A 16,725-nucleotide genomic window follows, 5' to 3' on the forward strand; every position below is an offset into this window, starting at 1 on the left:
TGTTGCTTTGGCGGTCTAATAATCTAACTGTGAAGGGCTTGTAAATGGAATTCAGCGAACAGCTGTGCGTCCTAATTGTGAGATTTAGATACACGTGTTCACTCAAATTGAGTGGGCAATAAATCGCAGATATGAAAAAGGCTGGAAATCCAGCCTTTTATATAAAGTATTTTTCTACTAACTAACAGCGAAGCGTTTAGAAGCTACGGCTGTATTGTAAGCCGAATAGAATTGCGTCAGCATGAGTTGTTGCTGTTACACCGGTAGAAAGACCAGGAGCTAATTGAGTATTCTCATTAACTTTTACATCTTCACCTAACAAGTATGTGAAGCCAAAATCGATGTTTGAGCTATTATCAATATGGTAAGAGAAACCTGTTGAGAACCACTGGCGATCTGAATCTGGTACCGAGATAGACGTTACTTTATCTTGAGCGCTTGTGTCGTACATGTAACCAGCACGAAGTGTCCAGTTGTTGTTTAGGTAGTAAGTACCACCAATTGCGTAGTGCCAGCCATCTTGCCATTGATAGTCTTTCGAGTAACCACCTTTAAGTAAACCCTGATTTAGGTTCTCAAAATCAATTTGGTCGAAATCTTTCCAACCGATGTATTGGATGCTGTAGTGTACAGCAAACTTAGTGTCTTGGATTTTGTGGAAACCAGAAAACTCGGCCATATCTGGTAGAGGTAGCGTGATTTCCTGACCTTTGTCGTCTTTCGCCGTAAATTCAGGGCTGTAACGATACGCTAGACCAAAACGGTTGTTTTCATCTAGTTCGTACACAGTACCAACGTTGAAACCAACAGCCCAACCATCAGCTTTATCTACGTCCAGAATTTTTTGACCGCCAACCCGTGGGACTGAAGAGCTAGTTGTACGCTTCATTGTGCCTTGGCCGTAGATTAAATCTAAACCAGCACCAAAGCTCCATTGTTCGTTTAAACGGTAAGAACCCGCAAAGCCAAAGTTGAAGCTTTTTACATCCGTAAGACCACCGTACTCGGTTGCGGTATAGTTATCTGAAAATTCAGTTTTAGTGCCGAAATTAGAGTATGCGTTTACGCCCCATGCAAACTTGTCATTTACTGGAACGATTAGGTGAATGTTTGGAGCTATTGACGTATCACCCACATCATCAGTGTCAGCAACATTTACAGTACTGGAACCCAAAGGAGTATTAACGTTATATTTCGCATCTTTCACTTCAATCATTGAAGTAATGCTTTCGAAACCTAGCGAAAGTTCCATTTTATCAAATAGAGCCATTGCTGCTGGGTTACGAGCCATTACCGCGGCGTTATCTGCGATTACTGCATCACCAGCAAATGCACGGCCGATGCCAGTTGCTGATTGAGCGTTGATTTGGAAACCCGCTGCCATCGATTGACCTGAGGCAAAAGCTACCGTTACTGCTAGGAGAGTCTTTTTAAACAGACGCGTGTTCTGAGTCATTTGTTTTTCCTTATTAGATTCGTCTCTTTGGACGATAAATTGAGCTTTTGCTCAGTGGCGCAGATAGTAGTATCAATAGTTGCTTGGACAAATCCGACCATTGGATAAAATTGAATAAAAATTGCAGAAATGATGTCTAAAAGACGGGAAATTGCACTTAAAATGCATAATTTAGAGTTTGAGCTCTAAATGCCATAGCAATGGTGAATGTTTTGTGTTCTATTTATACAGAAATGCCGCTAAATAAGACCATTTAGCGGCATTTAACCTTTTGAAGGCTGGAAATCGTCGAAGTTGTTACATCGGCTTAATCATTGATGCAAGAGTCGTAGCGATCGCATCAATATTTTCACCTTCTTCCCCGACTAAAATCAGGCTTGAACTCCCGACGGGCTGAACGATTCCGGTCATGCCATCCTTATTAAAGTCGGTACTTTGTTCGCTCGGAATACCAGTAATAAATAACGTTACTTTACCTTTTGGACCTTGGAATACCATATGCACCGCATTGGATTCACCAAAACCGCAGTGGTTTAGGTAGTAAACGTGATATGGAAAGTTTTCACTAAACTGGTAATGAAATGGCGACATTTTCGCATTAATTTGCGAGCTCGGTACATCCTCATCAAGATGACGAACAAAAGGTTCTTCATGAATAACGTGTTTCATCGCGGTATCCGCTAAACTGGCTTGTGCTGAAGAAACCAAAACATTTCCCCAGTTTACTTGACCAACTAATAATCCTGCGGTGAACGCAATAGAAGCGGCAAGTGCCATTGCTTTGCGCACAAAGTTTGGTCTGACGACCTTCTCTTCATCAAGTGCACTCGACGTCTGACTAAATAAAATCTTATCAGCGAGATCTTCAGGTACATCCACATTCATGGCTTGTTTAATTTTTACGTCGAGATCCAAAATGTCATCAACAAACTTATTGTTGGTGTCGCTACCAGCTAAAGCTTGCAGAATCTCTTCATCCTTTTGTTTTGGATCCGACAAAATACGACGACGAAATTCTAAATCATCCATTCTTTTGTCCTCTCTTAGTATCTTGAGAATCCAACATCTCTTTGAGTTGATTACGAGCGCGAAATAATCGAGTCATCACTGTATTTTTATTTAAATCAAGAATGTCGCCAATCTCTTCTCCGCTGAAACCACCGACAACTTGGAGAAATAAAGGCTCGCGGTATTCAACATCGAGTTTCATGATCTGCGCTTGCAGCCATTCTTGCTGATGATGTGGGTCATCGCTGACTTTAGCATCATTGCCGTAATCATCGATATCAACTAAATCAAATTGTTTACGTTCGAAGCGGCGCGCATTTTCTCGTCTCAATATGGTGATGAGCCAAGACTTGGCTGCTTTTTCATCCTGGAGACTATCGAGTGACTTCCAAGCTCTAAGACAGGTTTCCTGAACTAGATCTTCCGCTATCGCTTTATCTTTGCACAACCAGTATGCGTAGCGATATAAGTCACGATGGTACCCTCGGACGAGCGCTTCGTATTTTCTTTGCTTGTCCATATCAGAGTTGACCGGACTGTTGGAATTTTTCTTTCCAAACATTTTTAATATGGCCACAGGAGCCTCCATCCTCGCTCTGTGAGTTTCTTATTTGTTCTGAGCATGACTTTACTTTTCAATAGCCTCGTGGTTTCGGTTGAGCGTGTGTCGTAGATAACCTCTGACACAATAAGCTATGTGGTTACTTAAAAGTGTATACGCAAATGCCAAATATCATCGAACATGAATTGGTAAAGATTGTTAACAATATCATCATTAGTAATCAATGGTTTGGATAAGTTCATTTGATGGGACATAAAAAGAGACTGCTAGCGGTGAATTTTTGAATAGGTTTGCATCGCTGAGCCTTTTAGATGTGCTTAAAGCTCGTAAAATCACTATAAAATTGATCTATTTCAAAATATCAAGCAGTGAAGGGGTTATAGTACATCTTGTCATCTCGTTAGTCATTGCGACTAACATGTTGAGCAAGATGACACTTCCTTTTGAAGGCTGACTTTACTTTCTCCTAATCAGGAAACTGATTAATTTTCAATTGGCGTAAGTTAATTGTTTTATAGATATTCCGACCACACAGTTATGTGTGGTTTTTTTTTTGCCTCGATTTTACCTTCCGTATACCTCTTACCGTTTTAACTCTCTATAGTTAATCATTATTAATCGCATAAGAATCAAAGAAGTAGAGTAATTGATCTACTTGCTTCACGTTTATTTAAACGCACGTTTGATAAATTTAACAAATTCATTACAATGCATCAGGTCAGACCTCTTGTATTTAAGGAGAAACAATGGGCAAGCAGGAAGTAAAAACACGCAATGGTGAGCGTGTCGCTATTGTCGCGGGGCTTCGAACTCCCTTTGCTCGTCAAAGCACGGAATTTAGCCAAGTGCCAGCGGTCGATTTAGGGAAAATGGTAGTAAGCGAAATGCTTGCTCGAACAGATATTGATCCGAAGTTAATCGAACAAGTGGTATTTGGACAAGTAGTACAAATGCCTGAAGCGCCAAACATCGCACGAGAAATTGTGTTAGGTACCGGTATGAACATCCATACTGATGCTTACAGTGTGACTCGAGCGTGTGCAACGAGTTTTCAAGCGGCGGTCAATGTCGCAGAAAGCATCATGGCGGGAACCATCGATATCGGTATTGCTGGTGGTGCAGACTCTTCTTCCGTCCTGCCTATTGGCGTATCTAAGAAACTGGCCGCTAATCTGCTTGCTCTAAGTAAGACAAAAACAATGGGTCAGAAGCTTAGCATCCTCAAAAACTTGAGCTTTAAAGACCTTATGCCAGTGCCTCCTGCAGTAGCCGAGTACTCGACGGGCTTGTCGATGGGACAAACTGCGGAGCAAATGGCAAAGACGCATGGTATTTCTCGTGCAGAGCAGGATGCGCTTGCACATCGCTCTCATACGCTGGCTTCCCAAGCTTGGAAAGAAGGTAAGATCCAAGGTGAAGTGATGACGGCTTTTCCAGAACCATACAAAAAATGGATTTCGGAAGACAACAATGTCCGTCACGACTCAACCGTAGAAGGGTACGCGAAACTTCGACCTGCCTTTGATCGCCAGTATGGCAGTGTTACGGCAGCTAACAGTACGCCACTGACTGATGGTGGTGCGGCAGTGATGTTGATGCGCGAAGGTAAAGCGAAAGAGCTTGGCATGGAGATTCTTGGCTACATACGTGGTTACGCATTTTCAGCGATCGGTGTGGAAAAGGACATGCTGATGGGACCGACTTATGCCACAGCGAAAGTGCTAGAAAATACAGGCTTGGAGCTGTCTGATCTGACGTTGATCGACATGCACGAAGCGTTTGCTGCGCAAGCATTGGCGAATGTGAAGATGTTTGCTTCAGATAAGTTTGCTCAAGAAAATCTAGGTCGTTCGAAAGCGATCGGTGAAATCGACATGGATAAGTTTAACGTGCTTGGTGGCTCAATCGCTTACGGTCACCCATTCGCGGCGACAGGTGCACGAATGATGACGCAAACTCTACGTGAACTGAAACGCCGTGGCGGCGGTATTGCGTTGAATACCGCATGTGCAGCTGGCGGTCTTGGCGCAGCAATGATTCTGGAGGTTGAGTAATGAGCGAGCAAAAAGCATTTAGTCTAAAAGTTGATGAGCAGAATATTGCTTGGTTAGCGATTGACGTACCTAATGAAAAAATGAATACGCTACAGGCGGCTTTTGCTGATGAAATGAAAGAAATCTTTGCTCAGCTAAAAGACGCAAGTGGCATCAAAGGGATGATCATTCATTCCCTAAAACCGGACAACTTTGTCGCGGGGGCCGATGTTCGCATGCTAGAAGCGTGCACGACCGCAAGTGAAGCAGAAGCATTAGCGAGGCAAGGTCAAGAGCTATTCCAGCAGCTATCGGACTTACCATATCCTGTGGTTGCCGCTATTCACGGTCCATGTTTGGGCGGTGGTTTAGAGCTTGCTCTTGCATGTGATTATCGTGTTTGTACGGATTCTGACAAAACGCGTTTAGGTCTGCCAGAAGTACAACTTGGTTTATTGCCTGGTTCTGGTGGTACTCAGCGTCTGCCACGTTTGATTGGCCTGTTACCTTCACTGGACTTGATCCTGACGGGTAAACAGCTTCGCGCAAAGAAAGCTAAAAAGCTGGGTGTGGTTGACGCCTGTGTCCCTGACACCATTTTGCTCGACGTAGCAAAACAGTTTATCGACAAAGGTAAAAACAAGGGTACGAAAAAGCTATCGACGAAAGAAAAAGTGATGTCGGGTAGTGGGTTAGGGCGCAAGTTTGTGTTTGAACAGGCAGCGAAGAAAACCAATCAGAAAACCCGTGGTAACTATCCTGCAACGGTCGCGATTTTAGACGTTATTCAGCATGGTTTAGAGAAAGGTTTCGCCCAAGGACAAGAGCTTGAAGCGAAACGCTTCGGTGAGCTTGTGATGAGCTCTGAATCAAAAGCGCTCCGTTCTATCTTCTTTGCGACAACGGAAATGAAGAAAGAAAATGGTACGGATGCGAAACCCGCGCCAGTTCATAAAGTTGGCGTGCTTGGCGGTGGCTTGATGGGCGCAGGAATCAGCCATGTGTCTGTTGCAAAAGCGAAGGTGCCTGTCCGCATCAAAGACGTCAGCAACGATGGCGTTCTAAACGCACTCAACTATAACTACAAGTTATTCGAGAAACAGCGTAAACGTCGCATTCTATCAAAAGCCGATCTGCAAGCGAAAATGTTGCAACTGTCTGGCGGTGTCGACTTTACCAGCTTTAATCATATTGATGTCGTAATTGAAGCCGTTTTTGAAGACTTAGATCTTAAGCAAAAAATGGTGGCGGATATTGAAGCTAATGCTAAGCCGGAAACCATCTTTGCGACTAATACTTCTTCGTTACCAATCCACAAAATTGCAGAAAAAGCGGAGCGTCCAGAAAACGTAGTGGGTTTGCATTACTTCAGCCCGGTAGAAAAAATGCCGTTGGTGGAAGTGATTCCGCATGAAACGACGTCAGATGAAACCATTTCAACAGTCGTTGCACTTGCTAAAAAGCAAGGTAAAACCCCGATCGTAGTGAAAGACAAAGCGGGCTTTTACGTGAACCGCATTCTTGCGCCATACATGAACGAAGCGGCGCATATTCTGCTGGCTAACGAACCGATCGAAAAGATTGATACGGCGTTGCTTGATTTTGGTTTCCCTGTCGGCCCGATTACCTTACTGGATGAAGTCGGTGTCGACATTGGCGCGAAGATCATGCCGATTCTGGTCAACGAGTTAGGTGAGCGATTCAAAGGACCTGACGTGTTCGATATCTTATTGAATGACGGTCGCAAAGGACGTAAGAGCGGGAAAGGTTTCTACACTTACAAAGGTAAGAAGAAAGATGTCGATAAATCCATCTACAAGCTGCTTAAGCTCGATCCTGAATCTAAGTTGAGTGATAACGATATTGCGTTGCGCTGTGTACTACCAATGCTGAATGAAGCGGTACGTTGTTTGGATGACGGCATCATTCGCTCGCCACGTGATGGTGATATTGGTGCAATATTTGGCATTGGTTTCCCTCCATTCTTGGGCGGTCCATTCCGTTATATGGATCAGTTTGGCATTAAAGAACTGGTTGAGAAAATGAATGAGTTTGCATCGAAGTACGGCGATCGTTACGCACCGTGTGATGGTTTGCTTACTCGAGCTGGAGAAGGAACCACATTCTATTAAGCGTTGCTTCGGTAAAGAAAAAGGCTTGCCAGCGGCAAGCCTTTTTCATAAATAAGAAATAGTTACTTCTTCTTGTCTTTTTTATCTTTATTGTGGCCTTTACCTGGGTTGTCGTCCCCGTGAACGCTGCTGTTGCCTTTGTTGTCTTTATCTTTCCACTGTTTTGAAGAGCAATCATCTGATTTGATGGAAACATTGTCTCCGCTTAGGCGGACACAGTCGTTACTTAGCTCAAAGCCATCACCTTTCACCGAAATTTCAGCGTGTGCAGATGCCAGTGGCAGTATAATAGCAGCAAGTAGTAGTGCTTTTTTCATGATTACCTCATTAATTTATTTTTAGTGTGGTAATTAGAGCATAAGCCGCAATGGCGTAATTTCAATTTTCTGCCAATTATGGTGTCGATTCTATTTATGAGATCCACAACCTCATTGGTTTGTGGGTATATACTTACTAATCGATAATTTTATTACTGCGCAATTAGATCATCCTAAGCCGCAATCTTTTGGCCTAAGTTGGAACTCTTCAATCGATCCAATTTCTTGCCCTAAGTGGATGCGCGGAGCGTCCGAATGCGATTGCCCTTGAGAGTGCATGACCAATCGGTTTGCCGTGCGAGGTTTCAACTCATTAACGACAAAGCGAATCATGTCTGCTCGGGTCAATTTCTTCAGTTCAGCAAGTACCTTGTCACGTTGGTTAAACTCGGTGTCTTTGTTTCCTATTGCAACCCAAAGACGCTGAGCACGACCTCGCAGTGTGGTGTCCGGCGTCGCTATTTGATTCCACAAGCCGCGCTTACTGCTATGCCATTGGTAATCGTTCAGTTCTAACAGCACCATATAAAAGGCATTTAAGAACTCATCGATTGAGGTAACCAGCTCGGCAGGCGCTGCATTGGGTGACTGCACATAAAGCACAATACCCGGATGACGGTTAAGTGGCATATTGCCAGTGCCCACCATGTAACCTAATTGCTGTTTTGTGCGGATCTCGTGGAAAAATGTTGCCGACATGAGATGGTTCGCCAATGAGTATAGAGCAATGCTACGAGGCTCAATATCCTCACACTGGTGGTAAATAACGACCGCCGAATCTTGCTGGTTGCAATGTACTTCACGTTGAAAACTGCCGTTTTTTCCCAGCATGATGAGTGGGCGGAGCGCCTCTTCATAACGCTGCTCTTTTACTCTTAGGGCATCCTTTAAGGTCGTCGCCATGTCATGCGCTTGTTGACGCTGCCAATCTCCGTAAACAAACATTTCAACGTGCAGCTCTGCAAGAATTGATTCTACGAATACTGAGAGTTCATCGACTTCGATTTCTTCTAGCGCTTCGACTAAGGTTGCGAAAGGCGGGTTATTGGGTTGAAGTAGCCCTGTAAGTGCGTTAAACAGCTGCGAAATAGGACGATCTTGTGAAGCATTTCTCCAGTTACGTAACAGTTGCTGCTTGATGGTTTCAAAGCGTGCAGGGCTGAAATCTCGAGAAGCAAAACGGTGCAGGATCATTTCCAACAGTTGAGGCAGTTTTTGGCTGAACCCTGAGAGGGTTAAGGTAACCCCGCCTTGGTGAGCGTACATGTTGTAACCCATCCCTGCGATTTCAGCTTGATAGGTTTCTTTTGCTAGCGAGTCGAGGAACATCTCGACACATAGGCGAGTTTTGACAATGTTCTTCGGTGATGCAACAGCATGAGAGCTGTCGATAGCGACATATACAACGCCTTTTGGCACGCGAAATTCATCATCTTGTAAATGCCAAAGTCGGAAGCCTTCGAGATCTTCAATTAACTCTGGTAGTGAACCACCATTTTCGAACGGCATGGGATCGAGATCGTAGCAAATATAAGGGTTCTTTTCTGGTAAGACGAACTGCCAGCTTGGATCGATTTGTTGATAGAAGCGGTGTTGCTCATCACTAAAAGGCGTGACGGAATACGGAGTAAAGTACCATTCGGCAGTACGATTGTATTCCAGTCCTTTTGCAATCAGGGTTACGCGGACATTATCGATGGTTAAGTATTGCAGCAACGAACGCTGCAGTTGTTCATCATAGCCCGCCATTTTGTAGTCGCCATAAATGGTATCGTCTGGCTGATAATGCTGCATATTGATAACAAGATGGCTAACCAAATCCATTGGTCGAGATGGTTCCTGGAAACGAAACGCCGACTCAAGCACCGCTTGTTTTTCGAGATAGCGCCATTCATCTAGCCCGTCTTGTTTGATCATCGAGAGGTATTGAAAAACCGCTTGGATGATGTTGTCAACGTGGTTGAGACCCAGCGGGGTGAGTGTGCAGCTAACCGTAAAGTCTCGATAGTTGCTACCACTAGCGCCGCCTCCCGCAGAAAGCGACGTAATCCAGCCCTCATTTTTTAGCTGGAGCATTAAGCTGCCTTCGCCTTCATAGCCGAGTAAATGCGCGAAGTAAGAGAGTGGTTTAACGCCGTAGTGCTTATCCATTCCCGGCATTGGGAAGGTGAGAATGAGTTTTCGAAATTCTTTGATTGGTTCAACTTGAACTAAAATCCCGGTACTTTCTTTGGTGCTAATGGGGACATCAATCGATTTTCCACGAAGGTGGTGGTTTGGGATATTGGCAAACATGGCTTCTACCCACGCTTGCTGTTCATCGAGCGACTGCGGCCCAAAGAGCGTCAACGTCATGAGATCGGCAGAGTATTGAGAGTGGTGAAACTCGACAATTTCGTCGCGGATGGATTTACCATCTCGGTCACCTAATGTATCTAGGTTGCCGACTGAGAACTTAGAGAAAGGGTGATCTGGATTGATGACTTCTTTGTTGACTTGATACAGGCGGCGAGAATCGTCATTAAGTTTGAGTTTGTATTCGGAGTCGACAGCTTGGCGTTCTTTGTCTAAAGCTTCTTCGTTAAACAATGGTGCGGTAAAGAATTGGCTAAATCGATCTAAGGCATTTTCAAAGGCATTCGGAGTAACATCAAAAAAGAAACAAGTGTGCTCAGTACCCGTCCAAGCGTTATTTGTTCCTCCATGCTGGCTAATATAGCTTTGAAACTCGCCCACTTTAGGGTATTTTTCCGTACCCAAAAAAAGCATATGTTCTAAATAGTGTGCCAGACCTTGGCGATCGTTTGGGTCGTCGAAGTGTCCAACGTTCACTGCTAGAGCAGCTGCTGACTGTTGAGCTGTCTCGGAATGAATCAGCAGTACACGCAGATCATTGCTCAAGGTAATGTAGCGGTATTGATTTGAATCGTTAGGACTTAGATGCACGATGCGTCTCCAGATTTCGCATTACAGTAATTATGAACCCCTAGCTAGGGGGCGCAAAGTTTGCGTTTCGACAGATACTGCTTGCCGTATTTTTGTTATTCGTAGACTTCTGCACAGGCCCATCGCGTTTGCGTATGGGGAAGAACTGTTTGAATGAATGCTCTGAACTCATAGCACAGTTAAATACTGTGATGAACTGAGTACATTCTTTTTAATAGATTGTTAAGAAAGTCGCTATCTTTAGCAAGCGAATTGGTATAATGAACAGATAATTATATCAGTATTTTTGTTTCGTCATTATTAAAGTTAGCCCCGTCTATCTAATAAAGATAGCAGTCAACCTTTTGGTAGCGTTAGCTATCCCTAGGAAATAACATGAAAATATTCATCATGCGTCACGGCGAAGCCGAGCATTTTGCAGATTCAGACGCAGCACGACAATTGACCCCAAGAGGCAGAGTCGAATCAGAAGCGGTTGCGAGAGCCTGTAAAGAACAAGGTTTTGCGCAATTCGATAAAGTGTTGGTGAGTCCGTACATTAGAGCTCAACAAACTTGGCAAGAGATCAGCGAGTATTTTGCTGCAAAAAGCATCGAAACTTGTGAAGATATTACACCTTACGGCCAATCTGAGCATGTATTTGATTTTGCAAGTGCATTGATTGAAGTGGAAAAACTAGACTCGCTTCTGCTTGTCTCTCACTTGCCTTTGGTTGGTTATCTCACTTCAGAGTTTGTAAAAGACATGGCACCACCGATGTTTCCTACATCAGGTCTAGTGTGTATTGAATACGATCTACAAACGCAAAACGGTGAAGTGCTGTGGCATATTACGCCATAAGCGTCGAAACCAAATAAGCATTTAAACATTAGATATAGAATGAAGAAAGGCAGGAAATTTCCTGCCTTTTTGTTTAATTGCTTCTACAGTGAGCTAGTTACTTTTCTGGAATCGAGAGCAAAACTAACAACGCACCATCACCGCCGAATTCTAGTGGCGCTTGGTGGAAAGCCATTACGTCTGGGTGTTGTGCTAACCAAAGTGGCGCTTTCTGTTTCAGGATGTGTTTACCAATGCCATGTTGCACACACGCACAGTGAATCTCGTTTTTGACGCAGTAGGCGATCATCGCACCAAGTTCGCGTTTAGCTTCTTGTTGTGTCATGCCGTGCATATCGAGGAATACGTCCGGTACATACACGCCGCGACGTAGACGTTTAACTTCATAAGTGGAGACGTCGTCACGTGCATAACGAGTTGGGCCTTCTTCATTTAAGAGAGGGACAAACTCGTCGGAGAAGTAAAACTCAGAATCACTCGCTTCCCGGTTGGAGCGCTTGATTTCTTTTTGCTTAGTATTTTTTTTTGGTTGCTGGATTATGGTATCCTGTCGCAACTTTTTTACGCCCTGTACTGCTTCCTGAAACAAGGCGAAATCGTCATCGTGTTCGGTGTCTTTTTTGCTCATTAGGTAAACAATTTCATTAATAAACTTTTATTGGCAGTATTGTAGCGCTTTTCGGAGGCAATTTTGGATAAGATTTTTGTAGAAGAAGCGGTATCGGAGCTGCATACCCTTCAAGATATGATTCGTTGGACGGTAAGCCGCTTTAACGCAGCGAACCTGTTTTACGGTCATGGTACTGATAATGCGTGGGATGAAGCGGTTCAGCTTATCCTGCCAACCTTATACTTGCCGATTGATGTGCCTCCGCACGTATTAAACTCTCGCCTAACGACCAGCGAGCGTCTGCGTATTGTTGAGCGTGTAGTAAAACGTATCAATGAACGTACACCAACTGCATACCTAACCAACAAAGCTTGGTTCTGCGGTCTTGAATTCTTCGTTGATGAGCGCGTACTTGTGCCACGTTCTCCAATCGGTGAGTTGATTCAAGCAGAATTCCAACCTTGGTTGGTGGAAGAGCCTGCGCGTATCATGGACCTATGCACAGGCAGCGGCTGTATCGCAATTGCATGTGCTCACGCGTTCCCTGAAGCTGAAGTGGATGCGATTGATATCTCAACGGACGCACTACAAGTCGCGGAGCAAAACGTACAAGATCACGGCATGGAGCAGCAAGTATTCCCAATTCGCTCTGACTTGTTCCGCGACCTACCAAAAGAGAAGTACAACCTGATCGTGTCTAACCCACCATATGTGGATGAAGAAGACATGAACAGCCTGCCAGACGAGTTCACACACGAACCTGAGCTTGGTTTAGCAGCCGGTACGGATGGCCTAAAACTTGTGCGTCGTATTCTTGCAAACGCACCAGACTACCTAACAGATAACGGCATTCTTATCTGTGAAGTTGGCAACTCAATGATTCATATGATGGAACAGTACCCACAGATTCCGTTCACTTGGATTGAGTTTGAGAACGGCGGTCACGGCGTATTCATGCTAACGCGTGACCAGCTGGTTGAGTGTGCAGAAGAGTTTAAACTGTACAAAGACTAATAGGGTCTTGCACTAAACGTCAAAACACCGAGCTTTATGCTCGGTGTTTTTTTTATGTATAACTCGCCGAGATTAACTCTTTACATCAAAACGTAATAAAGCCACTATGAATCCACGAAGAATTGGAAAGCAGTTGCGCTCTGGTTTGAGAGGGCGTAGCGATAAAAACTTGAGGAAGTAATGGCAGGAAACAGTATCGGACAACATTTCCGAGTGACGACATTCGGGGAAAGTCACGGTATCGCACTGGGATGTATCGTAGACGGATGTCCTCCGGGGTTAGAAGTTACAGAAGCAGATCTGCAAATCGATCTCGACCGCCGTCGTCCAGGCACATCACGTTACACCACACAACGTCGTGAACCGGATGAAGTTAAAATTCTTTCTGGTGTTTTTGAAGGCAAAACCACAGGGACATCGATCGGTTTGCTAATTGAAAACACCGATCAGCGCTCAAAAGATTACTCGGACATCAAAGATAAATTCCGTCCGGGTCATGCTGATTATACTTACCACCAAAAGTATGGCATCCGTGACTATCGAGGTGGCGGCCGTTCGTCTGCTCGTGAAACCGCAATGCGTGTGGCGGCGGGTGCAATCGCGAAGAAATACTTGAAAGATGAGTTTGGTGTTGAGATTCGCGCGTATTTATCACAAATGGGTGATGTCTCTATCGACAAGGTAGATTGGAACGAAATCGAAAACAATGCGTTCTTTTGCCCAGATGTGGACAAAGTAGAAGCGTTTGACCAACTTATCCGTGACCTGAAAAAAGAAGGCGACTCTATTGGCGCGAAAATTCAGGTTGTGGCAACTAACGTGCCTGTTGGTCTTGGTGAGCCTGTATTTGATCGTCTGGATGCAGACATCGCGCACGCGCTAATGAGCATTAATGCGGTGAAAGGCGTTGAGATCGGTGATGGCTTTGATGTGGTAAACCAAAAAGGCAGTCAACACCGTGATACGCTTGCTCCTGAAGGTTTTGGCAGTAATCACGCGGGCGGTATTCTTGGCGGTATCTCAACTGGTCAAGACATTGTGGCTAACATTGCGCTTAAGCCAACATCAAGCATCACAGTTCCGGGTGAGACCATCACAAAAGAAGGTGAGCCAACTCAGTTGATCACCAAAGGCCGTCATGATCCTTGTGTGGGTATTCGTGCCGTACCAATTGCTGAAGCGATGCTAGCGATTGTGGTGATGGATCATTTGCTGCGTCATCGTGGTCAAAACCATGGCGTAACAACTGAAACACCGAAGATTTAAGCTTAAAAATAAGCTTGATAGAGAGACAAAAGGCTGCTCAATGAGCAGCCTTTTTAATGTGTTTTCATTACGCGTTTAGATTTAAATTAATGGAGTGAGCCTTCCGTTTCCAAATTGAAAGAAGGGAGACGCCACTTAAAACGTACCGCGGCCATACGCAGCATATAACCGGTGATCAGTGTAATGATAGTGGCTGTTACATCGGGAACATTAAATTCTAATAGCGCTAAGTACATTCCTGATGCGATAAGAGCGACAGAAGCGTAAAGTTCTTCATGCAGCACCAACGGTGTTTGGCGACAGATTAAGTCGCGGAGTAGCCCACCGAATACACCCGTTACTAGCGCTGAAACCATACAGATCCCAGGGTGTAAGCCCATGCCCATCGCAATCTTAGTTCCGATGATGCTGAATACGATTAGACCTAACGCATCAAGGCGGATGAATAGACCTTTTAGCTTAATCACCCATTTCGCTAAGCCTGTGGTAAGTACACCCGCAATACACGTGATTGCTAGGAACTCTGGGTTTTTTACCCAACCAAGAGGGTAGTGTCCCAGTAAAATGTCACGTACGGTGCCACCACCAATGGCCGTTGCACTGGCCACCAACATAACACCAAACCAGTCCATTTTTCTTCTACCAGCACTCAACGCACCTGTCATGGCTTCAGCCGTGATACCAATGATATACAACACACTTAGCAACATAGGGAGACACTCAACGTAAAAAGTCACTACGTTCTACGTGAATCATCGTAGGCGCAGCAACAACACTTACAAAAGGTTTTATCATTCTTAAAAAGTGATTAAAACCAGCAACATGCCTGTAATCAAACCGCTTAAAAAACAGGAGTTTGAGCAGCATCAAAATAAGGCGAGAGTGTAGTAGCAAATGAGTACGCTGACGAATGAGAAATTATATGGAGAAAGCGATGTTCAGATAAATTCAACTAATAACCAAAACTGTGGGAGCATCTTTACCTTATAGATAAAAACAGCGACAATACCCAGCGCATGTCAAACTGAAGTACAAACTCGACGATGACCCACGAATACCAAGACCTTATCACTATTTTTAATGACACCTTTTTAGACCAATTTAATACGAAATTGGAGTTAGGTGGTGATGAGCCTATTTATCTTCCTGCTGATGATGAACATCCTCATCATCGGATTATTTTTGCTCGGGGTTTTTATGCCTCCGCATTACACGAAATCTCGCATTGGTGTGTGGCAGGGCCAGAGCGTCGTTTGCTGGAAGATTTTGGCTATTGGTATGAACCCGATGGGCGCACGGCAGAAGTTCAAGCGGAGTTTGAGAAAGTTGAAGTGCGTCCGCAAGCTTATGAATGGATTCTGGCACAAAGTGCTGGCTTCCCTTTTACGGTGAGTTGTGACAATCTACACGGCGATTTTGAACCAGATAGGCTCGGCTTTATGCAGAAAGTGCATAAAGAAGTGTTAGGTATTTTGGAAGCTGGCTTGCCTTTGCGAGTGAAAATGCTTTCGGATGCTCTGCGTGCGTTTTACCAAACCAAGCCGCTGGAAGCGTCAGACTTTTGCGTTAAATAACCTCAAATAACCTCAGAGATACACCATGATTATTGAATTTGAAGAAAAACTACTGGAACTGATTGATGCTCGAATTGAAACAGCATCTGACGATGAATTGTTTGCTGGTGGTTATCTACGTGGTCACATCTCTTTGTCTGCGGCATCTTGTGAAGAAGAAGGCATTAGCGATATTACTGAGCTGAAGTCACGCATTGAGAGCAGTTTGGAAGACGCTCGTACCGAGTTAAGCCCAGCTGATCGCGCGATCGTCAGTGACTTGTGGCAAGAACTGCAGGCTCAGGCTTAATCTCCGAACGTCGTTCTCCATTTATTAGTCCAAATCATTTACTACTTCGAAAAATTCGAACCTCTCCATAAAATTTTTGTGGTTGTAGCGAAACTGTTCAACTTTTATTCTGGTTAGCATAAAACGTGAACAAAGGATTACAACCATGAAAATTGTCGCATTTGGTGCTTCTACCAGCTCTACCTCAATCAACAAATTACTTGCTACATACGCAGCAAACCAAGTCGAAGACGCTCAAGTGAACGTTTTAGACTTAAACAATTATCAAGTACCGATGTTTAGCGAAGACAAAGAGAAAGAAATTGGTCAAGCTGAAGGTGCAGTCGCATTTTTACGTGATTTGGCTGAGGCTGACGCTATTGTTGTTTCCTTCGCAGAGCATAACGGTTCATACCCAGCAGCGTATAAAAACCTATTTGATTGGGCGACGCGCATTGAGCGCAACGTATTCCAAAACAAGCCAGTCGTTTACTTAGCAACTTCTCCTGGTCCGGGTGGCGCACAGAGCGTTCTTGCAGCGGCAACAGGTTCCGCGCAATTTTTCGGAGCAGATGTGAAAGCATCGCTATCTGTGCCGAGCTTCTACGAGAACTTTGACGTGGAGTCTGGTGAGGCGGTAAATCCGGAAGTGGCAGAACAAGTGAAACAGGCAATTGCACGGCTGAAGTAATTTCAACA

Annotated in this window: 15 protein-coding genes; 8 read left to right on the top strand and 7 right to left on the bottom strand. The window is 44.4% G+C overall.

Translation table 11 applies throughout. The features are described 5' to 3' along the window. Positions 1–196: 196 nt before the first annotated feature. The 3 genes from MTR11_RS19825 to MTR11_RS19835 all read right to left on the bottom strand — a co-directional run bounded on the left by MTR11_RS19825 (position 197) and on the right by MTR11_RS19835 (position 3,053). The gene (locus tag MTR11_RS19825) at positions 197–1,456 is read right to left on the bottom strand and encodes an outer membrane protein transport protein (RefSeq protein WP_006741718.1); all 1,260 of its coding nucleotides are present in this window, start codon (positions 1,454–1,456) and stop codon (positions 197–199) included. Positions 1,457–1,753: 297 nt separating this feature from the next. Beyond that, on the bottom strand, positions 1,754–2,485 hold the full coding sequence (locus tag MTR11_RS19830) for a DUF3379 domain-containing protein (protein ID WP_243328248.1): 732 nt from the start codon (positions 2,483–2,485) through the stop codon (positions 1,754–1,756). Beyond that, complete coding sequence (locus MTR11_RS19835) at positions 2,478–3,053, bottom strand: sigma-70 family RNA polymerase sigma factor (RefSeq protein ID WP_029836529.1); 576 nt, start codon at positions 3,051–3,053, stop codon at positions 2,478–2,480. Before MTR11_RS19835 ends, MTR11_RS19830 begins: the two co-directional genes overlap by 8 nt. Positions 3,054–3,772: 719 nt before the next feature. On the opposite strand from MTR11_RS19835, the gene fadI reads away from it, so the two are divergent. Both fadI and fadJ read left to right on the top strand, forming a co-directional pair. Next, entirely contained in the window at positions 3,773–5,080 is a 1,308-nt protein-coding gene (fadI, locus tag MTR11_RS19840) for an acetyl-CoA C-acyltransferase FadI (protein ID WP_005394284.1), read from the top strand. Continuing rightward, positions 5,080–7,191 (top strand): fatty acid oxidation complex subunit alpha FadJ, encoded by a 2,112-nt coding sequence (gene fadJ / locus MTR11_RS19845; RefSeq protein ID WP_104969676.1) that lies wholly within the window; start codon positions 5,080–5,082, stop codon positions 7,189–7,191. Before fadI ends, fadJ begins: the two co-directional genes overlap by 1 nt. A gap of 62 nt (positions 7,192–7,253) precedes the next feature. On the opposite strand, the gene MTR11_RS19850 is transcribed toward fadJ, so the two are convergent. Further along, a complete protein-coding gene (locus MTR11_RS19850) occupies positions 7,254–7,508 on the bottom strand; it encodes a hypothetical protein (protein ID WP_046875551.1) in 255 nt (84 codons plus the stop codon). A gap of 168 nt (positions 7,509–7,676) precedes the next feature. Beyond that, entirely contained in the window at positions 7,677–10,454 is a 2,778-nt protein-coding gene (locus MTR11_RS19855) for an insulinase family protein (RefSeq protein ID WP_243328249.1), read from the bottom strand. A gap of 375 nt (positions 10,455–10,829) precedes the next feature. Between MTR11_RS19855 and sixA the strand changes: the two genes are divergently transcribed. Beyond that, the gene (gene sixA, locus MTR11_RS19860) at positions 10,830–11,294 is read left to right on the top strand and encodes a phosphohistidine phosphatase SixA (RefSeq protein WP_005397904.1); all 465 of its coding nucleotides are present in this window, start codon (positions 10,830–10,832) and stop codon (positions 11,292–11,294) included. A gap of 97 nt (positions 11,295–11,391) precedes the next feature. Here sixA and smrB read toward each other — a convergent pair whose 3' ends face one another. After that, on the bottom strand, positions 11,392–11,922 hold the full coding sequence (gene smrB / locus MTR11_RS19865; RefSeq protein ID WP_012841540.1) for an endonuclease SmrB: 531 nt from the start codon (positions 11,920–11,922) through the stop codon (positions 11,392–11,394). 63 nt (positions 11,923–11,985) lie between these two features. Between smrB and prmB the strand changes: the two genes are divergently transcribed. Both prmB and aroC read left to right on the top strand, forming a co-directional pair. Then, entirely contained in the window at positions 11,986–12,918 is a 933-nt protein-coding gene (gene prmB / locus MTR11_RS19870) for a 50S ribosomal protein L3 N(5)-glutamine methyltransferase (protein ID WP_005397909.1), read from the top strand. 180 nt (positions 12,919–13,098) lie between these two features. Beyond that, positions 13,099–14,184, top strand: coding sequence for a chorismate synthase (gene aroC, locus MTR11_RS19875; protein ID WP_243328250.1), 1,086 nt, complete (start codon positions 13,099–13,101; stop codon positions 14,182–14,184). 86 nt (positions 14,185–14,270) lie between these two features. Here the strand turns inward: aroC and MTR11_RS19880 are convergent, their stop codons facing one another. Beyond that, the gene (locus tag MTR11_RS19880) at positions 14,271–14,894 is read right to left on the bottom strand and encodes a trimeric intracellular cation channel family protein (protein ID WP_012841541.1); all 624 of its coding nucleotides are present in this window, start codon (positions 14,892–14,894) and stop codon (positions 14,271–14,273) included. A gap of 333 nt (positions 14,895–15,227) precedes the next feature. Here MTR11_RS19880 and MTR11_RS19885 point away from each other — a divergent pair, with 333 nt between their 5' ends. The 3 genes from MTR11_RS19885 to MTR11_RS19895 all read left to right on the top strand — a co-directional run bounded on the left by MTR11_RS19885 (position 15,228) and on the right by MTR11_RS19895 (position 16,717). Then, positions 15,228–15,758, top strand: a complete 531-nt coding sequence (locus MTR11_RS19885) for an elongation factor P hydroxylase (protein ID WP_012841543.1) — start codon at positions 15,228–15,230, stop codon at positions 15,756–15,758. Positions 15,759–15,783: 25 nt separating this feature from the next. Beyond that, positions 15,784–16,047, top strand: a complete 264-nt coding sequence (locus tag MTR11_RS19890; RefSeq protein WP_005397926.1) for a YfcL family protein — start codon at positions 15,784–15,786, stop codon at positions 16,045–16,047. 145 nt (positions 16,048–16,192) lie between these two features. After that, on the top strand, positions 16,193–16,717 hold the full coding sequence (locus MTR11_RS19895) for an NADPH-dependent FMN reductase (protein WP_046875554.1): 525 nt from the start codon (positions 16,193–16,195) through the stop codon (positions 16,715–16,717). Positions 16,718–16,725 lie beyond the last annotated feature (8 nt).

It is taken from the genome of Vibrio sp. CCB-PB317 (genome assembly GCF_022808245.1).
GTDB classification, from domain to species: Bacteria; Pseudomonadota; Gammaproteobacteria; order Enterobacterales; family Vibrionaceae; genus Vibrio; species Vibrio diabolicus.

Excerpts from the sequence above, each read along its gene's own strand:
- MTR11_RS19825 (WP_006741718.1), bottom strand. The coding sequence starts at position 1,456 with ATGACTCAGAACACGCGTCTGTTTAAAAAGACTCTCCTAGCAGTAACG.
- MTR11_RS19835 (WP_029836529.1), bottom strand. The coding sequence starts at position 3,053 with ATGGAGGCTCCTGTGGCCATATTAAAAATGTTTGGAAAGAAAAATTCC.
- fadI (WP_005394284.1), top strand. The coding sequence starts at position 3,773 with ATGGGCAAGCAGGAAGTAAAAACACGCAATGGTGAGCGTGTCGCTATT.
- sixA (WP_005397904.1), top strand. The coding sequence starts at position 10,830 with ATGAAAATATTCATCATGCGTCACGGCGAAGCCGAGCATTTTGCAGAT.
- aroC (WP_243328250.1), top strand. The coding sequence starts at position 13,099 with ATGGCAGGAAACAGTATCGGACAACATTTCCGAGTGACGACATTCGGG.
- MTR11_RS19885 (WP_012841543.1), top strand. The coding sequence starts at position 15,228 with ATGACCCACGAATACCAAGACCTTATCACTATTTTTAATGACACCTTT.
- fadJ (WP_104969676.1), top strand. The coding sequence starts at position 5,080 with ATGAGCGAGCAAAAAGCATTTAGTCTAAAAGTTGATGAGCAGAATATT.
- MTR11_RS19880 (WP_012841541.1), bottom strand. The coding sequence starts at position 14,894 with ATGTTGCTAAGTGTGTTGTATATCATTGGTATCACGGCTGAAGCCATG.
- MTR11_RS19850 (WP_046875551.1), bottom strand. The coding sequence starts at position 7,508 with ATGAAAAAAGCACTACTACTTGCTGCTATTATACTGCCACTGGCATCT.
- smrB (WP_012841540.1), bottom strand. The coding sequence starts at position 11,922 with ATGAGCAAAAAAGACACCGAACACGATGACGATTTCGCCTTGTTTCAG.
- MTR11_RS19890 (WP_005397926.1), top strand. The coding sequence starts at position 15,784 with ATGATTATTGAATTTGAAGAAAAACTACTGGAACTGATTGATGCTCGA.
- MTR11_RS19895 (WP_046875554.1), top strand. The coding sequence starts at position 16,193 with ATGAAAATTGTCGCATTTGGTGCTTCTACCAGCTCTACCTCAATCAAC.
- MTR11_RS19830 (WP_243328248.1), bottom strand. The coding sequence starts at position 2,485 with ATGGATGATTTAGAATTTCGTCGTCGTATTTTGTCGGATCCAAAACAA.